Origin of the sequence: Mesorhizobium sangaii, from assembly GCF_014207355.1 — a bacterium.
Classification (GTDB): Bacteria; Pseudomonadota; Alphaproteobacteria; order Rhizobiales; family Rhizobiaceae; genus Mesorhizobium; species Mesorhizobium sangaii.
In genome coordinates this window covers 1,849,319-1,864,911 of record NZ_JACHEF010000001.1, presented here as the reverse complement: position 1 = coordinate 1,864,911, position 15,593 = coordinate 1,849,319, and the positions used below count along the sequence as shown (strand labels likewise).

Genomic DNA, 15,593 nt, shown 5'->3' with positions numbered 1-15,593 from the left:
CAGCCTTCAAGGAGAATGACAATGACTTCAACAACGCCCATTCGCTGGGGCATTCTCGGCCCAGGCAGCATCGCCCAGGCCTTTGCCGGTGGCGCGGCCGCTTCGCGCACTGGCAAGCTGGTTGCCATCGGCGCCCGCAACCCGGCTAAGCCGGGTCTCGCCGAAAGTTTCCCCGGCGCCCGCATCCTAGATGGCTACGATGCTCTGCTCGCCGATCCCGACATCGACGCCATCTACATTTCGATACCGCATCCCGGCCACGCGCAATGGGCGATCAGGGCGGCGGAAGCTGGCAAGCATGTGCTTTGCGAAAAGCCGCTTGCGCTGACCGCCTTCGAGGCCGACGCCATGATCCATGCCGCGCGCAAGGCCGGCACCTTTCTCGGCGAAGCCTTCATGTACCGGTTGCACCCGCAGACGCTGAAGCTGGTGGAACTGATCAGGTCGGGCGTCATCGGCGATATCAGGATGATCAAGTCGAGTTTCGGCTTTGCCATGCCGGGCTTCATGCCGGAGCACCGGCTCTATGCCAACGATCTTGCCGGCGGCGGCATTCTGGATGTCGGGGGCTATCCGGTCTCGATGGCGCGGCTCATTGCCGGGGCGGCGGCGGGCCTCCCCTTCGCCGAGCCGGACAAGGTGGTTGGTACTGCCCACCTTGGCCAGTCCGGCGTCGACGAATGGGCCTCGGCGCTGCTGCATTTCCCGGGCGGCATTATTGCTGAAGTTTCCTGCAGCATCTCGCTCAACCAGGACAATGTGCTCAGAATCTTCGGCACCATGGGCCGCATCGAGGTGCCGGACTTCTGGTTCGCCGGCGGCAACCGTGACGTCGGGCTCGGCCGGATCGACGTGATCGGATCCGACGGCGCGCGCGAGACCATCAGCGTCGACGAAAAGCGCCATGTCTATTCGTTCGAGGTCGACGCCGCCGGTGAGGCCATCCTCGCCGGCGCCCAAGAATTCGCCTGGCCGGGCATGGACTGGGCCGACAGCCTCGGCACCTTGCGCGTCCTCGACAGATGGCGGGCGGCGGCGGGCCTGGAATACGGGATCGAGAAGGCCCCGCAGCGCACCAACACCATCTCCGGCCGGCCCTTGCGCTCCAGCGGAACGGCGATCTCCAAGCGTACCATTCCGGGCCTGTCGAAGCCGGCGTCGGTGGTGGCGCTCGGCTTCGAGGATTTTCGCACCTTTTCCTCGGGGTCGATCCTGCTCGATGCCTTTTTCGAGGCCGGCGGCAATCTCTTCGACACCGGCTATGTCTACGGCGGCGGTTACACCGAGGCGCTGCTTGGCGAGTGGCTGAAAAACCGCGGCGTGCGGGCGCAATCGGTGGTCATCGCCAAGGGCGCGCATTCGCCGCTCTGCTATCCCGATGTGATCGGCAAGCAGCTTGAACAGTCACTCGACCGCCTGCAAACCGACCATGCCGATGTCTACTTCATGCACCGCGACAATCCCGATGTGCCGGTCGGCGAATTCGTCGATGCGATGGATCGCGAGGCGAAGGCAGGCCGCATACGCGGCCCGTTCGGCGGCTCGAACTGGACGATGCAGCGTATGGACGAGGCTATTGCCTATGCCGAGCGGACCGGCAAACAGAAGCCCGGCGCATTGTCCAACAACTTCTCACTGGCCGAAATGCTGGAACCGATCTGGGCCGGCTGCGTGACCTCCTCGACCGACGAATGGAAGGCCTGGCTGACGTCCCGCCAGATGCCGAATTTCGCCTGGTCGAGCCAGGGGCGCGGCTTCTTCACCGATCGCGCCGGGCGCGACAGGCACGACAATGAGGAACTGGTGCGCGTCTGGTACTCGGAGCGCAATTTCGGCCGCCGCGACCGGGCGGTCGAACTTGCCGCGCGGCTGGGCAAGAGCCCGATCCATATTGCCCTGGCCTATGTGCTCAATCAGCCCTTCCCATCCATTCCGCTGATCGGGCCCCGCACGCTGGGCGAGTTGGACGACAGTCTGCGAGCACTCGACGTCACGCTTTCGCCGGCCGATCTCGAATGGCTGGATGGCGGCAGCCGGCACGCCGCCTGATGCATAATGAGAACCCAAGGCGGTGTCAGGTCTCGTCCGAGACCCTGGCGCCGTGCCTGGCCGGGGTTCTCATGCTGGCATACATGCCGGTGGTGCGGAATTGGCTGGGCGTGATGCCGTAGCAACGGCGGAAGACCTTCGAAAAATAATTCGCGTCCTCGAAGCCGCACAGGATGGCAACTTCCTTCACCGGCAGGAAGTCCACTTTGGTCAGCAGCTTCGCCGCGCGTTGCAGGCGCTGCTGTAGCACGAACTCTGCGGGCGGCAGGCCTTCGCTCTCGGCGAAACAGCGCGAGAAATGAGCCCGGCTGAGGCCACTGATCTGGACCAGGTCGGCCACCGGCAGCGGCCTGTCGAGATTGGCACTGATGTGATCGATGACCGGCTGCATGGCACTCTGTTTTTCAGCAAAGGCATGTGAGCCGAAGACATCGTCGTAGAGCGCCATCGCAGCTTCGTAGGCGACGGCGGAAGCGGCACCCGGCGAAGCGGCGCCCTTGATGAGGCGCAGGCTGCAATCGGCAAGATGGTCGATCGTCGCCGGCTGCAGCCGAAACACCGGGCCCGAAGTGCCGATTATGGATTTGTGGATGCGCAGCGCCTCCTCGCCATTCATCGAAATCCAGAAATATTCCCAACGCTCATCCTTGGCCAGCCAGTAGCGGTGGTTGTGCGGCACCAGCACCAGCAATGTGTCGTTCTTCTGCAGGCGGTAGTTGCGGTTCTCATAGCGCAGCCGGCCGGTCCCGCTGATCGTGTGCTGGAGCACGGTGAACGGTGTCTGGCCGCGCCTGCGCCCGTCCCAGTCGTAGATCTCGTCCTCGCGGACTTCATAACCCGTGCTCGTCGGCATGGCGTGCAGGCGCTGGCGACCGCGCGGCAACGAGATCGTCCGCATCGACTGTCCGTTGGCTATCAAATCCTGCAGCACAAAATTACCCTTGAAAGCATAATCCTTCTCTGGTCGCGCTCGCGAATAAGCGCATACTCCCCCTCGAAAAGCGAGAGCGATCCGCAGCCGAGGAGCGGACAGGGAGGTTGGCAGGCTGGATTCCGGCTTGTCCTGCATACATGTCACGGCATGTGGCTGAACCTTTGCTTGTCGTTCCTTGCCTGCCATTCGAACGAAATGAGGTCCGGCTGATGAGTTTCAAAATCGCTATCATTGGTGCCGGCAGCGTTGGATTCACCAAGAAGCTGTTCACCGATATTCTGTGCGTGCCCGAATTCACCGATATCGAATTCGCGCTGACCGACGTCAGTGCGCACAATCTTGAGATGATCAAGGCGATCCTCGACAGGATAGTCGAGGCAAATAGATTGCCAACCAAGGTGACCGCGACCACCGACCGCCGCAAGGCAATCGAAGGCGCACGCTATGTCATCAGCTGCGTGCGTGTCGGCGGCCTCGAAGCCTATGCCGACGATATCAGGATTCCCCTGAAATACGGCATCGACCAATGCGTCGGCGATACGATCTGCGCCGGCGGCATCCTCTATGGCCAGCGCAACATTCCGGTGATCCTGGATTTCTGCAAGGACATACGCGAGGTCGCCGAGACGAACGCCAAATTCCTGAACTACGCCAACCCGATGGCGATGAACACCTGGGCTGCGATCGAGTACGGCAAGGTCGACACCGTCGGGCTCTGCCACGGTGTTCAGCACGGCGCCGAGCAGATCGCCGAGGTGCTGGGCGCGAAGTCCAGGCAGGAGCTCGACTATGTCTGTTCCGGCATCAACCACCAGACTTGGTTCATCGATTTGCGCCTGAACGGCCGCGAGATCGGCAAGGACGAACTGGTCGCCGCCTTCGAGGCGCATCCGGTCTATTCCAGGCAGGAGAAGCTTCGCATCGATGTCTTGAAGCGCTTCGGCGTCTACTCGACCGAAAGCAACGGCCATCTTTCCGAGTATCTGCCCTGGTACCGCAAACGGCCCGACGAGATCACGCGCTGGATCGACATGTCCGACTGGATCCATGGCGAGACGGGCGGCTATCTCCGCTACTCGACCGAAACCCGCAACTGGTTCGAAACGGAATACCCGCAGTTCCTCGAAGCGGCGTCACAGCCGATCGATTCCAAGAAGCGCTCCAACGAGCATGCCAGCCACATCCTGGAGGCGCTGGAGACCAACCGCGTCTATCGCGGCCACTTCAACGTCAAGAACAATGGCGTGATCACCAACCTGCCGCAGGACGCCATCATCGAGTCGCCCGGTTTCGTCGACCGCTTCGGCATCAACATGGCCGCCGGCATCACCTTGCCGGAAGCCTGTGCGGCCACCTGCATCTCCTCGATCAATGTCCAGCGCATGTCGGTCCATGCCGCTATCGCCGGCGACATCGATCTGCTCAAGCTCGCCGTATTGCACGACCCGCTGGTCGGCGCGGTTTCAACCCCGGAGGAGGTCTGGCAGATGGTCGACGAAATGGTCGTCGCCCAGGCAGCCTGGCTGCCGCAATATGCCCACGCGGTTCCGGCCGCCAGGGCGCGGCTGTCGACATCCGGGGTCAAGACCCGCGAATGGGCGGGCGCGGCGCGGCGCAGTGTGCGCTCGATAGAGGAATTGCGCGCCGAAAAAGCTGCGCTAAAGCAGGCCGGCTGAATTTTCATGCGGTGATGGTGGATCTACGGGAGGCGGATCCACTGCCACGAAGCCGTTTGGATTCGAGGAGAAGCGGAGCAGGTATAAAAGCTCCGGAACAAACAAGAGGGAGAGAGACAGTGAGGAATTTACGCAATATCGGTCTTGCTGCCGGACTGGCGCTGAGCGTCTCGGTCTCGGCACTCAATGCATACGCTTCCGAGCCGACTGTTCCGCCGGCGCCGACACCGTTCCCCGCCGAGGGCAAGATCAAATATGTGGCGCGCGACTCCATTCTGGAGTTCAAGGCGCTGCCGCAATATCACGAGCCCGACTGGGTCACCGAGAAATACGTCAAGACGGGCAAGCTGCCGCCAGTGAAAGACAGGCTGCCTAAAGAGCCGCTGGTCTTCAAGACGGCCAACATGCCTGACGGCGTCGGCGTCTATGGCGATACGATGCGCCATGTCATCGGTGGCCGGCCGGAAGGCTGGAACTATGGCGCCGGCCAGACGCAAGGCTGGGGCGGCATTGACATCGGCCTTTCCGAATGTCTGACGCGCACCGCGCCGCTGTTCCAGGTCGAGGCCAAGGACACCGAACCGCTGCCGAATCTGGCCAGGAGCTGGGACTGGTCGAAGGACGGCCACAAGCTGACCATGCATCTGATCGAGGGCGCCAAATGGTCTGATGGCGTGGCCTTCAACGCCGACGACGTCATGTTCTACTGGGATGACGAGGTGGTCGACCCGAACGTCTCGCCGCTCAATGGCGCGACGCCGGAAACCTTCGGTGTCGGCACGACGCTGAAGAAGATCGACGACTACACCGTCGAATGGACCTTCAAGGACGCCTTCCCGAAACAGTACCTCTACGCCATGGCCTATGGTACCTTCTGCCCCGGCCCCGCGCACATATTGAAGCCGCAGCATCCGAAATATTCGAAGAACACCTACGACCAGTTCAAGAATGCCTTCCCGCCGGAATTCATGAACATGCCGGTGATGGGCGCCTGGGCGCCGGTCGAGTACCGGCCGGACGACATCATCGTCATGCGCCGCAACCCCTACTACTGGAAGGTCGACGAGAAGGGCAACCAGCTGCCCTACCTCAACGAACTGCAGTACAAGCTGTCGACCTGGGCCGACCGCGACGTCCAGGCGGTCGCCGGCTCCGCCGACTTCTCCAATCTGGAGCAGCCGGAAAACTTCGTCGCCTCGCTGAAGCGTGCGGCGGAGGCGAACGCGCCGGCCAGGCTGGCCTTCGGCCCGCGGCTCATCGGCTACAATCTGCGCATGAACTTTTCCGCCAATGGCTGGGGCAACCCGGACGAGCGAAGCCAGGCAGTCCGTGAGCTGAACCGCAATGAGGACTTCCGCAAGGCTGTCACCATGGCGCTCGACCGCAAGGCGCTGGGAGACTCCCTGGTCAAGGGGCCGTTCACCGCCATCTATCCCGGCGGCTTCTCCTCGGGCACAAGCTTCTATGATCGCAAGTCCACCGTCTACTATCCCTTCGACCTCGCGGGCGCCAAGGCCGAACTCGCCAAGGCCGGCCTCAAGGATGCCGACGGCGACGGTTTCGTAAACTTCCCGGCTGGCACTGCCGGCGGTAAGAACGTCGAGATCGTGATGCTGGTCAACAACGACTACGGCACCGACAAAAGCCTTGCCGAAGGTGTCGTCGCGCAAATGGAAAAGCTGGGCTTGAGGGTCGTGCTGAACGGCCTCAACGGTACCCAGCGCGACGCCTCGCAGTATTCCGGCCGTTTCGACTGGTTGATCCGGCGCAATGACCAGGAACTGACCTCGGTTGTGCAGAACACAGAACAGCTTGCACCTGTCGGCCCGAAAACCAGCTGGAATCACCGTGCGCCGGAAAGCGGCGAGGTCGACCTGATGCCTTTCGAAAAAGACCTCGTCGCCATCGTCAACAAGTTCGTCGCGTCTGAGGACAACGACAAGCGCGCCAGCCTGATGAAAGAGTTCCAGAAGATCTCGACCGAACACGTCTACAATATCGGCCTGACGGAATATCCCGGCGCGCTGATCGTCAACAAGCGCTTCTCGAACATTCCGCAGGGCACGCCGATCTTCATGTTCAACTGGGCCGAGGATTCGATCGTCCGAGAACGCGTCTTCGTCGCGGCCGACAAGCAGGCGAAATACGAATTGTTCCCGCAGGAGCTCCCGGGCAAGCCCGGAGACAAGGGTCCGATGTAAGTTTACCTCCCCTGACCAAGAGAGACCCGGCCGCGCCGCTGGCGCGGCCGGGGCAAACCAACCTCCGAACGACCCTCAATGAGAGCGTCCGGCGAAATGAGGAAGCCGACCGTCCATGCTGCGATTCCTGCTTATGCGCGTAGCGTCGGCAATACCGGTCCTCGCAATCTTGAGCCTCGTCACCTTCGCCATCATCCAGGCGCCACCTGGTGACTATGCCGACTACATCCGTTCGCAGCTGATCAACCAGGGCGGCGCGTCCTTCGCCGAGGCCGATGCGCAGGCCCAGGCCTACCGCGTCGAACACGGCCTCGATAAGCCGCTGCCCGTCCAGTATCTCAACTGGATCGGCGGAATCATTACTCGCGGCGATTTCGGCTACAGCCTCTACTACAACAAGCCGGTGGCCGATGTCGTCGGCGAGCGCCTGCCGAGAACGCTGCTCCTGGCACTGGTCTGCCATCTGCTCGCCTCGGTGCTGGGCATCACGTTCGGCATATGGGCGGCGACAAGGCAATACACGTGGATCGACTCGACGCTCTCGGCCATCGCCTTCCTCGGCATGACCGTGCCGCGCTTCCTGATGGCGCTGATCATCGTCTATCTCCTCGTCTTCCAGTTCAACCTGTCGGAGATCGGCTCATTCTTCTCGCCGCAATATGGCGGCGCGCCATGGTCTTGGGCGAAGTTTGTCGACCTGGTCAAGCATGTCTGGCCGGTCGTGGCGATCGCCACTTTCGGCGGCCTCGCCTACAATATGCGTGTCATGCGCGGCAATCTGCTGGATACGCTCAACGCGCAATATGTCGAGACGGCGAGAGCCAAGGGCCTGACCGGTAGTGCCGTCGTCATGCGGCACGCCGTGCCCAATGCGCTGCATCCGCTCGTCATGTATCAGGGTGTGGTGTTGCCCTACATGCTCACCGGCGAGATCGAGACGGCGATCATCTTCGCGCTGCCGACCGTCGGCCCGGCGATCGTCGGTTCGATGGCGGTTGGTGATGTCTATGTCACTGCCACCTTCATGATGGTGCTGTCGGCGACACTGATCGTCGGCAATATCATCGCCGACATGCTGCTCGTCCTGCTCGACCCGCGCATCCGCCAATACGGAGAGAGCTAGATGCTGGCCCGCGATCCATCACCTCCACCGCTGCCGGCGGAAGGACCCATCGTCGCCAAACCGGCGCGCGGCAATGAGAGCTATATCGCGCTCGTCTGGCGTCGGTTGAAGCGCTCCTGGACCGGCATGGCCGGGCTTGGGCTCGTCGTTCTGTTGCTGGTGATGGCCGTGTTCGCCGAATTCCTGGCGCCGATGGACCCGAAGGCGACCGATGTCGGCTTCGCTCCGCCGCAACTGCCCTCTTTCCACGACAAGGACGGCAATTTCGTCGCGCGGCCACGGGTCTATGCGCTGGCCGATTCGGCCGACCTCGATCCGGTCACCTTCCAGCCCGTCGTCGGGCCCGACTACGACCATCCGAGGCTGCTTGGCTTCTTTGTCGAAGGCGCGCCCTACAAGCTCTTCGGGCTGGTCCCGGCGGACAGGCATTTCTTCGCCTCGATGGACGGCCAGCCGGTGCATTTCCTCGGTACCGACAAGTTCGGCCGCGATATCCTGTCGCGCGCCATACATGGCTCGCGCGTCTCGCTGATGATCGCGCTGACGGTCGTCTTCATCATAACCGTCATCGGCACCACCGTCGGCATGGTTTCCGGCTATTTCGGCGGCCGGTTCGATATCTGGATGCAGCGCTTCGTCGAACTGGTGCTCGCCTTCCCGCAGCTGCCGCTCTATCTTGCGCTGACGACGCTGATCCCCGTCACCGCGCCGACCAATGTCTTCCTCGCCTTTGTCATCGTCGTCATGTCGGCGCTGGGCTGGGCGCAGATGTCGCGCGAGGTGCGCGGCAAGACGTTGGCGCTGGCGCGCATCGAGTATGTGCGCGCCGCAATGGCGGTCGGCGCCACCGACCGGCGCATCATCCTGCAGCACATCTTGCCCAATGTGATGAGCCATGTGATTGTCGCCGTCACCTTGGCGATCCCGACGGTGGTGCTGCTCGAATGCTTCCTCGGGTTCCTCGGCTTCGCGGTCAAGCCTCCGCTGATCTCGTGGGGCCTGATGCTGCAGGACACCGCGACCTATTCCGTCATCGGCACCTATCCCTGGATCCTGTCGCCGGTCGGTTTCGTGCTCGCCACCGTTTTTGCCTTCAACGCGCTGGGCGACGGCCTGCGCGATGCCGTCGATCCGTATTGAGGTGGCTGGGATGACCGTCGCACTCGCCGAATCCTTCGCCCCTACCGTCCGTCATGACCATGACGGGCGCCAGGACCAGCCCATCATCGACGCCCGCAACATCGAGGTCGCCTTCAAGGTCGAGCACGGCGTTGTCGAAGCGGTCAAGGACATCTCGTTCCAGCTCTATCGCGGCGAGACGATCGCCATCGTCGGCGAATCCGGTTCCGGCAAGTCGGTGACGGCGCGCGCCGTCATGGGGCTGCTGTCGCGCCGAGCCACCGTGTCGCCGAAATCGAGCATCTGTTACGATGGCCAAGACATCCTGAAATTCCCCGAGAGCGAGCGGCGCAAGCTGCGCGGCAACCGCATCTCGATGATCTTCCAGGAGCCGATGAGCTCGCTCAACCCGATCTATACGGTCGGCAGCCAGATCGTCGAGGCGATCCGGGTGCACCGCAAGGTGAGCCGCAGGCAGGCCTGGGCACGGGCGCTCGAACTCTTGCGGCATGTCCAGATCCCCGAGCCGGAGGCGCGGCTCAAACAGTATCCGCACCAGCTTTCGGGCGGTCAGCGGCAGCGCGTAATGATCGCCATGGCGCTGGCCAACGATCCTGACGTGTTGATTGCCGATGAGCCGACCACCGCGCTCGACGTCACCGTCCAGGCGCAAATCCTGAACCTGATCCGCAATCTGCAAAAAGAACTGCGGATGGCGGTGATCCTGATCACCCACGATCTCACCGTGGTGCGCAAGTTCTCCGACTATGTCTACGTCATGCAGCATGGCGCGATGTGCGAGCACAACGTCACCGAACGGCTGTTTGCGGACCCACAGCATCCCTACACGCAGCGGCTGCTCGCCGCGGAGCCGCGCGGGCGTCCGCAACCGCTTCCTGAGGGCAGCGGCGCCATCCTCGAAGCGAATGATGTGCGCGTCTGCTTCATGCTGCGTCACGGCAGTTTCCTGAGGCCGGACTGGCGCGAGTTGGTCGCCGTCGACGATCTCGGCCTCAAGCTTTGCCGCCATGAGACGCTGGGGCTGGTCGGCGAATCCGGTTCCGGCAAGACCACATTCGGCCAGGCGCTGCTGAGATTGATCGACACCAAGCGCGGCGAAATCCGTTTCGACGGCCAACCGATCCAGGGCCTGTCACGCAACGAGATGCGGCCACTGCGCTCGCGCATGCAGATCGTTTTCCAGGATCCTTTCTCTTCGCTCAATCCGCGCATGACAATCGGCCAGATCATCGAGGAAGGGCTGGTCGTCAACAGCATCGGCGCGACGCGGGTCGAGCGGGTCGACCGGGTGCGCGAGGCGCTGGTCAGTGCCGGCATGCCGGGCGATATACTGTCGCGGTTCCCGCACGAATTCTCGGGCGGTCAGCGCCAGCGCGTCGCGATCGCCCGCGCAATCGCGCTCGAGCCCGAATTCATCCTGCTCGACGAGCCGACATCGGCGCTGGACCTCTCCGTCCAGGCGCAGATCATCGACCTCCTGCGCAAGCTGCAGGACGAGCGGGGCTTGAGCTACCTGTTCATCTCGCACGACCTCAAGGTGGTGCGTGCGCTGTGCCACCGCGTCATCGTCATGCAGCACGGCAAGATCGTCGAGCAGGGACCCGTCGACGAGGTCCTCACCAATCCCAAGACCGCCTACACCGAACGGCTCGTCAGGGCCGCTTTCGATGTGGCTTGAACATATGCCGGAGGTTAGCGTGGCAAGAAATCCCAAGATCACATTCATCGGCGCCGGCTCGACGGTGTTCATGAAGAACATTGTCGGCGACGTGCTGCAGCGGCCGTCGCTTTCTGGCGCGACGATCGCGCTGATGGACATCAATCCGCAGCGGCTCGAAGAGAGCGCCATCGTCGTCAACAAGCTGATCGCGACGCTCGGCGTCAAGGCGAAGGCCGAGACCCATTCCGACCAGCGCAAGGCGCTGGCGGGCGCCGACTTCGTCGTCGTCGCCTTCCAGATCGGCGGCTATGAGCCCTGCACTGTCACTGACTTCGAAGTGCCGAAGAAATACGGCCTGCGCCAGACGATCGCCGACACGCTTGGTGTCGGCGGCATCATGCGCGGCTTGAGGACCGTGCCGCATCTGTGGAAGATCTGCGAGGACATGCTTGCCGTCTGCCCGCAGGCGATCATGCTGCAATACGTCAACCCGATGGCGATCAACACCTGGGCGATATCAGAGAAATACCCTGAGATCAGGCAGGTCGGCCTCTGCCATTCGGTACAGGGCACGGCAATGGAGTTGGCGCACGATCTCAACCTTCCCTACGAAGAGATCCGCTATCGCTCGGCCGGCATCAACCACATGGCCTTTTACCTGAAATTCGAGCACCGCCAGCCGGACGGTTCCTACCGCGACCTCTATCCCGATCTCGTGCGCGCCTATCGCGAAGGCCGCGCACCCAAGCCCGGCTGGAATCCGCGCTGCCCCAACAAGGTGCGTTACGAGATGCTGACGCGGCTGGGCTATTTCGTCACCGAAAGCTCGGAACATTTCGCCGAATACACGCCCTATTTCATCAAGGAAGGCCGCCCAGACTTGATCGAGAAATACGGCATTCCGCTCGACGAATATCCCAAACGCTGCATCGAGCAGATCGAGCGCTGGAAAGACCAGGCGCAGGCCTACCGCTCGGCCCAGCGCATCGAGGTCGAGGAGTCGAAGGAGTATGCCTCTTCGATCATGAATTCGGTGTGGACGGGCGAACCCTCGGTGATCTACGGCAATGTCCGCAACAATGGTTGCATCACCTCGCTGCCCCGGGATTGCGCCGCTGAAGTGCCGTGCCTGGTCGACGCCTCCGGCATTCAGCCGACGTACATCGGCGACCTGCCGCCGCAATTGACGGCGCTGATTCGCACCAACATCAACGTGCAGGAATTGACGGTGCGGGCGCTGATGAGCGAGAACCGCGATCACATCTACCATGCGGCCATGATGGATCCGCACACCGCAGCCGAGCTCGATCTCGACCAGATCTGGTCACTGGTCGATGATCTCTTGGCCGCCCACGGCGACTGGCTGCCTGCCTGGGCGCGTGTGGGGCGCAAGAACGAGGCCGCCTAAACGCCCCGGCCTCACTTCGGCTCGTCGTTGTCCGTCTCTTCCTCGTCGTCGCGGGCGGAGATGACATAGGCGCCCTTCAGCCAGCGGTTGAGGTCGATGTCCTTGCAGCGCGTCGAACAGAACGGATAGGTCTCGCGCGCCGAGGGCTCGCCGCATTCGGGGCAGGGGCGCTTCGGCCGCAGCGGCGTGACCTTGTCGTCCAGGCTCACGGCCGGGCTCCCACCTGCCAGCCGCGATGCACCTTGAAGCCTTCGCCGGAAAGCAGCGCTACCGTTTCATAGAGCGGCAGGCCGACAATGTTGGTGTAGGAGCCGACCAGCTTGACGACGAAGGCGCCGGCGAGACCCTGGACGGCATAGCCGCCCGCCTTGCCGCGCCATTCACCCGATGCCACGTAGGCGTCGATCTCCTCGCGCGGCAGCCGCTTGAAGCGCACCCGCGTCTCGACCAGCCGCTGGCGCAGTTTGCCGCCCGGCGTGATCAGGCAGATGCCGGAATAGACTCGGTGCGAACGGCCTGAGAGCAGCCCTAGGCAATTGGCGGCGTCGTCGAGAGTTTCAGCCTTGGGCAGGATGCGCCGCCCGACGGCGACCACCGTGTCGGCGGCCAGCACGAAGCCAGGCGCATAGTCGGTCTCGGCCGTCAGCGAAGCGAACGCCTTCTCGGCCTTCTCCTTCGACAGCCGCTTGGCCAGCGAGCGCGGGTGCTCGGCGCGCAGTGGCGTCTCGTCGACATCGGCCGGCAGCACGCGGTCCGGCTCGATGCCGGCCTGCTGCAAGAGCTCGATCCGGCGCGGCGAACCCGAGGCAAGCACCAGCTTCTGCAAAATGCTCATCGCGGACCAGTCGGGCTTTGCTTACTTGAAACGATAGGTGATGCGGCCCTTGGTCAGGTCGTATGGCGTCATCTCGACCAGAACCTTGTCGCCGGTCAGCACGCGGATGCGGTTCTTGCGCATGCGGCCGGCTGTATGGGCGATGATCTCGTGTTCGTTTTCGAGTTTCACCCTGAACATCGCGTTGGGCAATAATTCCGTCACGACACCCGGAAACTCGAGGACTTCTTCCTTCGGCATTCGATACCTTTGCTTGGATGGTAGTTCCAGCGCCCTGGCCGGAATTTCGGCGGAACCTATATGATAAACGCGCGCTTGTGAACACGCTTAATCCGTCGCGTTTTTTGCTTCTGGAAGCAAAAAACGTCGACCTATGCGCGCTTTCAGCCGCTCGCGCACGTCGCGGTAGGCCGCCATGATCTGCTCGCGGGTGCCGGTGGCGTCGGTCGGGTCCGGCGTCGGCCAGTATTCGACCTCGACGGCAAGCGAGCGGGTGAGTTCGAGCGCCGCATGGTGTGCTTCCGGCGCCAGCGTGACGATGAGGTCGAAATAGTCGTCCTCGAGATCGTCCATCGTCCTTGGGTGACGCTCGCCCAGCGACAGGCCTTCCTCGGCCAGCACCGCATCGACGAACGGATCGCGCTCGCCGGCGCGAACGCCGGCCGAAGCGACGAATACGGTGGCCGGCAGCGCCCGTCGCGCCAGCTGTTCGGCAATTGGCGAGCGCACGGCGTTCATGCCGCACAGGAACAGGATCGAGCGAGGCAGGGCAGCCAGGGCTAGCCCCGCCAGTGCAGCACGCAGACCAGCGTGAACAGCCGGCGCGCCGTATCGAAATCGATGTCGATCTTACCGGCCAGCCGGTCCATCAGCGTCTGCGAACCCTCATTGTGCAGGCCGCGGCGGCCCATGTCGATCGCCTCGATGTGGCTCGGCGTCGAGGAGCGGATGGCGTCGTAGTAGCTTTCGCAGATCATGTAGTAGTCCTTGACGATGCGCCTGAGCGGCGTCAGCGACAGGATGTGGGTGACGACGGCATCCCCGTCCTCGCGCGCCACGGCAAAAACCAGGCGCTGCTCGGCCAGCGACAGTTTCAGCCGGTACGGCCCGGGGCCGCTGTCATTGACGGGTTGAAAACTGTTCTCCTCGATCAGGTCGAAGATCGCCACCGCACGCTCATGCTCGACATCGGGCGTCGAACGGCCGATCGATTCATCGAGTTCGACATCGATCAGCCTGGCGCGGGTTTGATCGGAGTCCGACATGGCGGCCTACATGTTCAGCCGTATGGCGACGGAGCGGCCGTGCGCATCGAGGCCTTCGGCCTGGGCGAGCGCGATCGCCGCCGGCGCCAGAATCCGCAGCTGCTCCGGTCCAAGCTTCAGGATCGAGGTGCGCTTGACGAAGTCGAGCACGGACAGGCCCGACGAGAAGCGCGCCGAGCGTGCCGTCGGCAGCACGTGGTTGGAGCCGCCGACATAGTCGCCGATGGCCTCCGGCGTGTGGCGGCCGAGAAACACGGCACCGGCGTTGCGCATCCGCGCCAGAAACCCTTCGGCATCGTCGATGGCAAGTTCGACATGTTCGGCGGCGATACGGTCGACCAGCGGCAGCGCGGCGTCGATCGTGGCGATCTCGATCACCGCGCCGAAATCGCGCCAGCTCGCCGCAGCCGTTTCGGCGCGCGGCAGGCTCTGCAACTGGCGTTCCACGGCCTGTTCGACCGCACGACCGAAGGCCGGATCGTTGGTGACCAGGATCGACTGCGCCGACGCATCGTGCTCGGCCTGGGCCAGCAGATCGGCGGCGATCCAGTCCGGATCGTTGCTGCCGTCGGCCACGACGAGCACTTCCGAGGGCCCGGCGATCATGTCGATGCCGACGGTGCCGAACACTTGGCGCTTGGCCGCAGCGACATAGGCATTGCCCGGGCCGACGATCTTGGCCACCGGCTTGATTGTTTCGGTTCCGTAGGCAAGAGCGGCGATCGCCTGCGCGCCGCCGACGCGATAAATTTCCGACACGCCAGCGATATCGGCCGCCACCAGCACCAGCGGATTAATGATGCCGCCGGGTGCGGGCACCACCATGACGATGCGCTCGACGCCGGCCACCCCAGCCGGTACGGCGTTCATCAGCACCGAGCTTGGATAGCTCGCCGTGCCGCCCGGCACATAGAGCCCGACCGCCTCGATCGCCGTCCAGCGCCAGCCGAGTTCGACACCGGCGGCATCCGTATAGCGATCATCCCTGGGCCGCTGCCGCTCATGATGCGAGCGGATGCGGTCGCGCGCGAATTCCAGCGCCTCGATCGTCTTAGGGTCGGCGGCCTTGTAGGCCCGGGCGATGTCGTCCTTGGATACGGCAATGCCGAGACTTGCGAGGTCGGCGTGGTCGAATCTCCTGGTATAGTCGATCAGCGCCGCGTCGCCCTCGGCGCGAACGCGCGCAATGATGTCGCGCACCGCGGCATCGACATCGGCCGACACCTCTCGCTTGGTCAAAAGGAAGGCGGCGAAACGCTGCTCGAAATCGGCATCGGACTGACGAAGCGTGATGGCCATCGG

14 protein-coding genes are annotated in these 15,593 nt (G+C 63.2%); 7 read left to right on the top strand and 7 right to left on the bottom strand.

Annotation, left to right across the window (positions count from 1 at the left end):
* Positions 1–21 precede the first annotated feature (21 nt).
* Positions 22–2,049 (top strand): aldo/keto reductase, encoded by a 2,028-nt coding sequence (locus HNQ71_RS08765; RefSeq protein WP_184872121.1) that lies wholly within the window; start codon positions 22–24, stop codon positions 2,047–2,049.
* Positions 2,050–2,074: 25 nt separating this feature from the next.
* On the opposite strand, the gene HNQ71_RS08760 is transcribed toward HNQ71_RS08765, so the two are convergent.
* The gene (locus HNQ71_RS08760) at positions 2,075–3,118 is read right to left on the bottom strand and encodes an AraC family transcriptional regulator (protein WP_184872120.1); all 1,044 of its coding nucleotides are present in this window, start codon (positions 3,116–3,118) and stop codon (positions 2,075–2,077) included.
* Between the two features lie 74 nt (positions 3,119–3,192).
* Between HNQ71_RS08760 and melA (HNQ71_RS08755) the strand changes: the two genes are divergently transcribed.
* The 6 genes from melA (HNQ71_RS08755) (at position 3,193) to melA (HNQ71_RS08730) (ending at position 12,191) form a co-directional block, all read left to right on the top strand.
* Entirely contained in the window at positions 3,193–4,659 is a 1,467-nt protein-coding gene (melA, locus tag HNQ71_RS08755; protein ID WP_184872119.1) for an alpha-glucosidase/alpha-galactosidase, read from the top strand.
* Positions 4,660–4,778: 119 nt separating this feature from the next.
* The gene (locus tag HNQ71_RS08750; RefSeq protein ID WP_184872118.1) at positions 4,779–6,860 is read left to right on the top strand and encodes an ABC transporter substrate-binding protein; all 2,082 of its coding nucleotides are present in this window, start codon (positions 4,779–4,781) and stop codon (positions 6,858–6,860) included.
* Between the two features lie 115 nt (positions 6,861–6,975).
* Positions 6,976–7,983 (top strand): ABC transporter permease, encoded by a 1,008-nt coding sequence (locus HNQ71_RS08745; protein WP_184872117.1) that lies wholly within the window; start codon positions 6,976–6,978, stop codon positions 7,981–7,983.
* The gene (locus HNQ71_RS08740) at positions 7,984–9,123 is read left to right on the top strand and encodes an ABC transporter permease (RefSeq protein ID WP_184872116.1); all 1,140 of its coding nucleotides are present in this window, start codon (positions 7,984–7,986) and stop codon (positions 9,121–9,123) included.
* A gap of 10 nt (positions 9,124–9,133) precedes the next feature.
* Entirely contained in the window at positions 9,134–10,801 is a 1,668-nt protein-coding gene (locus tag HNQ71_RS08735; RefSeq protein ID WP_184872115.1) for an ABC transporter ATP-binding protein, read from the top strand.
* Between the two features lie 19 nt (positions 10,802–10,820).
* A complete protein-coding gene (gene melA, locus HNQ71_RS08730) occupies positions 10,821–12,191 on the top strand; it encodes an alpha-galactosidase (protein ID WP_184872114.1) in 1,371 nt (456 codons plus the stop codon).
* A gap of 11 nt (positions 12,192–12,202) precedes the next feature.
* Here the strand turns inward: melA (HNQ71_RS08730) and yacG are convergent, their stop codons facing one another.
* The 6 genes from yacG to hisD form a co-directional block, all read right to left on the bottom strand.
* A complete protein-coding gene (yacG, locus tag HNQ71_RS08725; RefSeq protein WP_184872113.1) occupies positions 12,203–12,400 on the bottom strand; it encodes a DNA gyrase inhibitor YacG in 198 nt (65 codons plus the stop codon).
* On the bottom strand, positions 12,397–13,026 hold the full coding sequence (locus HNQ71_RS08720; protein ID WP_184872112.1) for a Maf-like protein: 630 nt from the start codon (positions 13,024–13,026) through the stop codon (positions 12,397–12,399). The genes yacG and HNQ71_RS08720 overlap by 4 nt, the downstream gene beginning before the upstream one ends.
* A 21-nt stretch (positions 13,027–13,047) precedes the next feature.
* Positions 13,048–13,266, bottom strand: a complete 219-nt coding sequence (infA, locus tag HNQ71_RS08715; RefSeq protein WP_006200926.1) for a translation initiation factor IF-1 — start codon at positions 13,264–13,266, stop codon at positions 13,048–13,050.
* An 87-nt stretch (positions 13,267–13,353) separates the two neighbouring features.
* On the bottom strand, positions 13,354–13,818 hold the full coding sequence (locus tag HNQ71_RS08710) for an arsenate-mycothiol transferase ArsC (protein ID WP_184872290.1): 465 nt from the start codon (positions 13,816–13,818) through the stop codon (positions 13,354–13,356).
* Positions 13,806–14,291 (bottom strand): UPF0262 family protein, encoded by a 486-nt coding sequence (locus tag HNQ71_RS08705; RefSeq protein ID WP_095088641.1) that lies wholly within the window; start codon positions 14,289–14,291, stop codon positions 13,806–13,808. Before HNQ71_RS08705 ends, HNQ71_RS08710 begins: the two co-directional genes overlap by 13 nt.
* A 6-nt stretch (positions 14,292–14,297) precedes the next feature.
* Positions 14,298–15,590 carry a histidinol dehydrogenase gene (gene hisD / locus HNQ71_RS08700; protein WP_184872111.1) on the bottom strand — a complete coding sequence of 431 codons (1,293 nt, stop codon included), beginning with the start codon at positions 15,588–15,590 and terminating at the stop codon, positions 14,298–14,300.
* Between the last annotated feature and the right edge of the window lie 3 nt (positions 15,591–15,593).

Bases quoted from the DNA above. Each gene is read 5' to 3' on its own strand.
- HNQ71_RS08765 (WP_184872121.1), top strand. From the start codon at position 22: ATGACTTCAACAACGCCCATTCGCTGGGGCATTCTCGGCCCAGGCAGC.
- HNQ71_RS08760 (WP_184872120.1), bottom strand. From the start codon at position 3,118: ATGCAGGACAAGCCGGAATCCAGCCTGCCAACCTCCCTGTCCGCTCCT.
- melA (WP_184872119.1), top strand. From the start codon at position 3,193: ATGAGTTTCAAAATCGCTATCATTGGTGCCGGCAGCGTTGGATTCACC.
- HNQ71_RS08745 (WP_184872117.1), top strand. From the start codon at position 6,976: ATGCTGCGATTCCTGCTTATGCGCGTAGCGTCGGCAATACCGGTCCTC.
- HNQ71_RS08740 (WP_184872116.1), top strand. From the start codon at position 7,984: ATGCTGGCCCGCGATCCATCACCTCCACCGCTGCCGGCGGAAGGACCC.
- HNQ71_RS08735 (WP_184872115.1), top strand. From the start codon at position 9,134: ATGACCGTCGCACTCGCCGAATCCTTCGCCCCTACCGTCCGTCATGAC.
- HNQ71_RS08720 (WP_184872112.1), bottom strand. From the start codon at position 13,026: ATGAGCATTTTGCAGAAGCTGGTGCTTGCCTCGGGTTCGCCGCGCCGG.
- infA (WP_006200926.1), bottom strand. From the start codon at position 13,266: ATGCCGAAGGAAGAAGTCCTCGAGTTTCCGGGTGTCGTGACGGAATTA.
- HNQ71_RS08705 (WP_095088641.1), bottom strand. From the start codon at position 14,291: ATGTCGGACTCCGATCAAACCCGCGCCAGGCTGATCGATGTCGAACTC.
- hisD (WP_184872111.1), bottom strand. From the start codon at position 15,590: ATGGCCATCACGCTTCGTCAGTCCGATGCCGATTTCGAGCAGCGTTTC.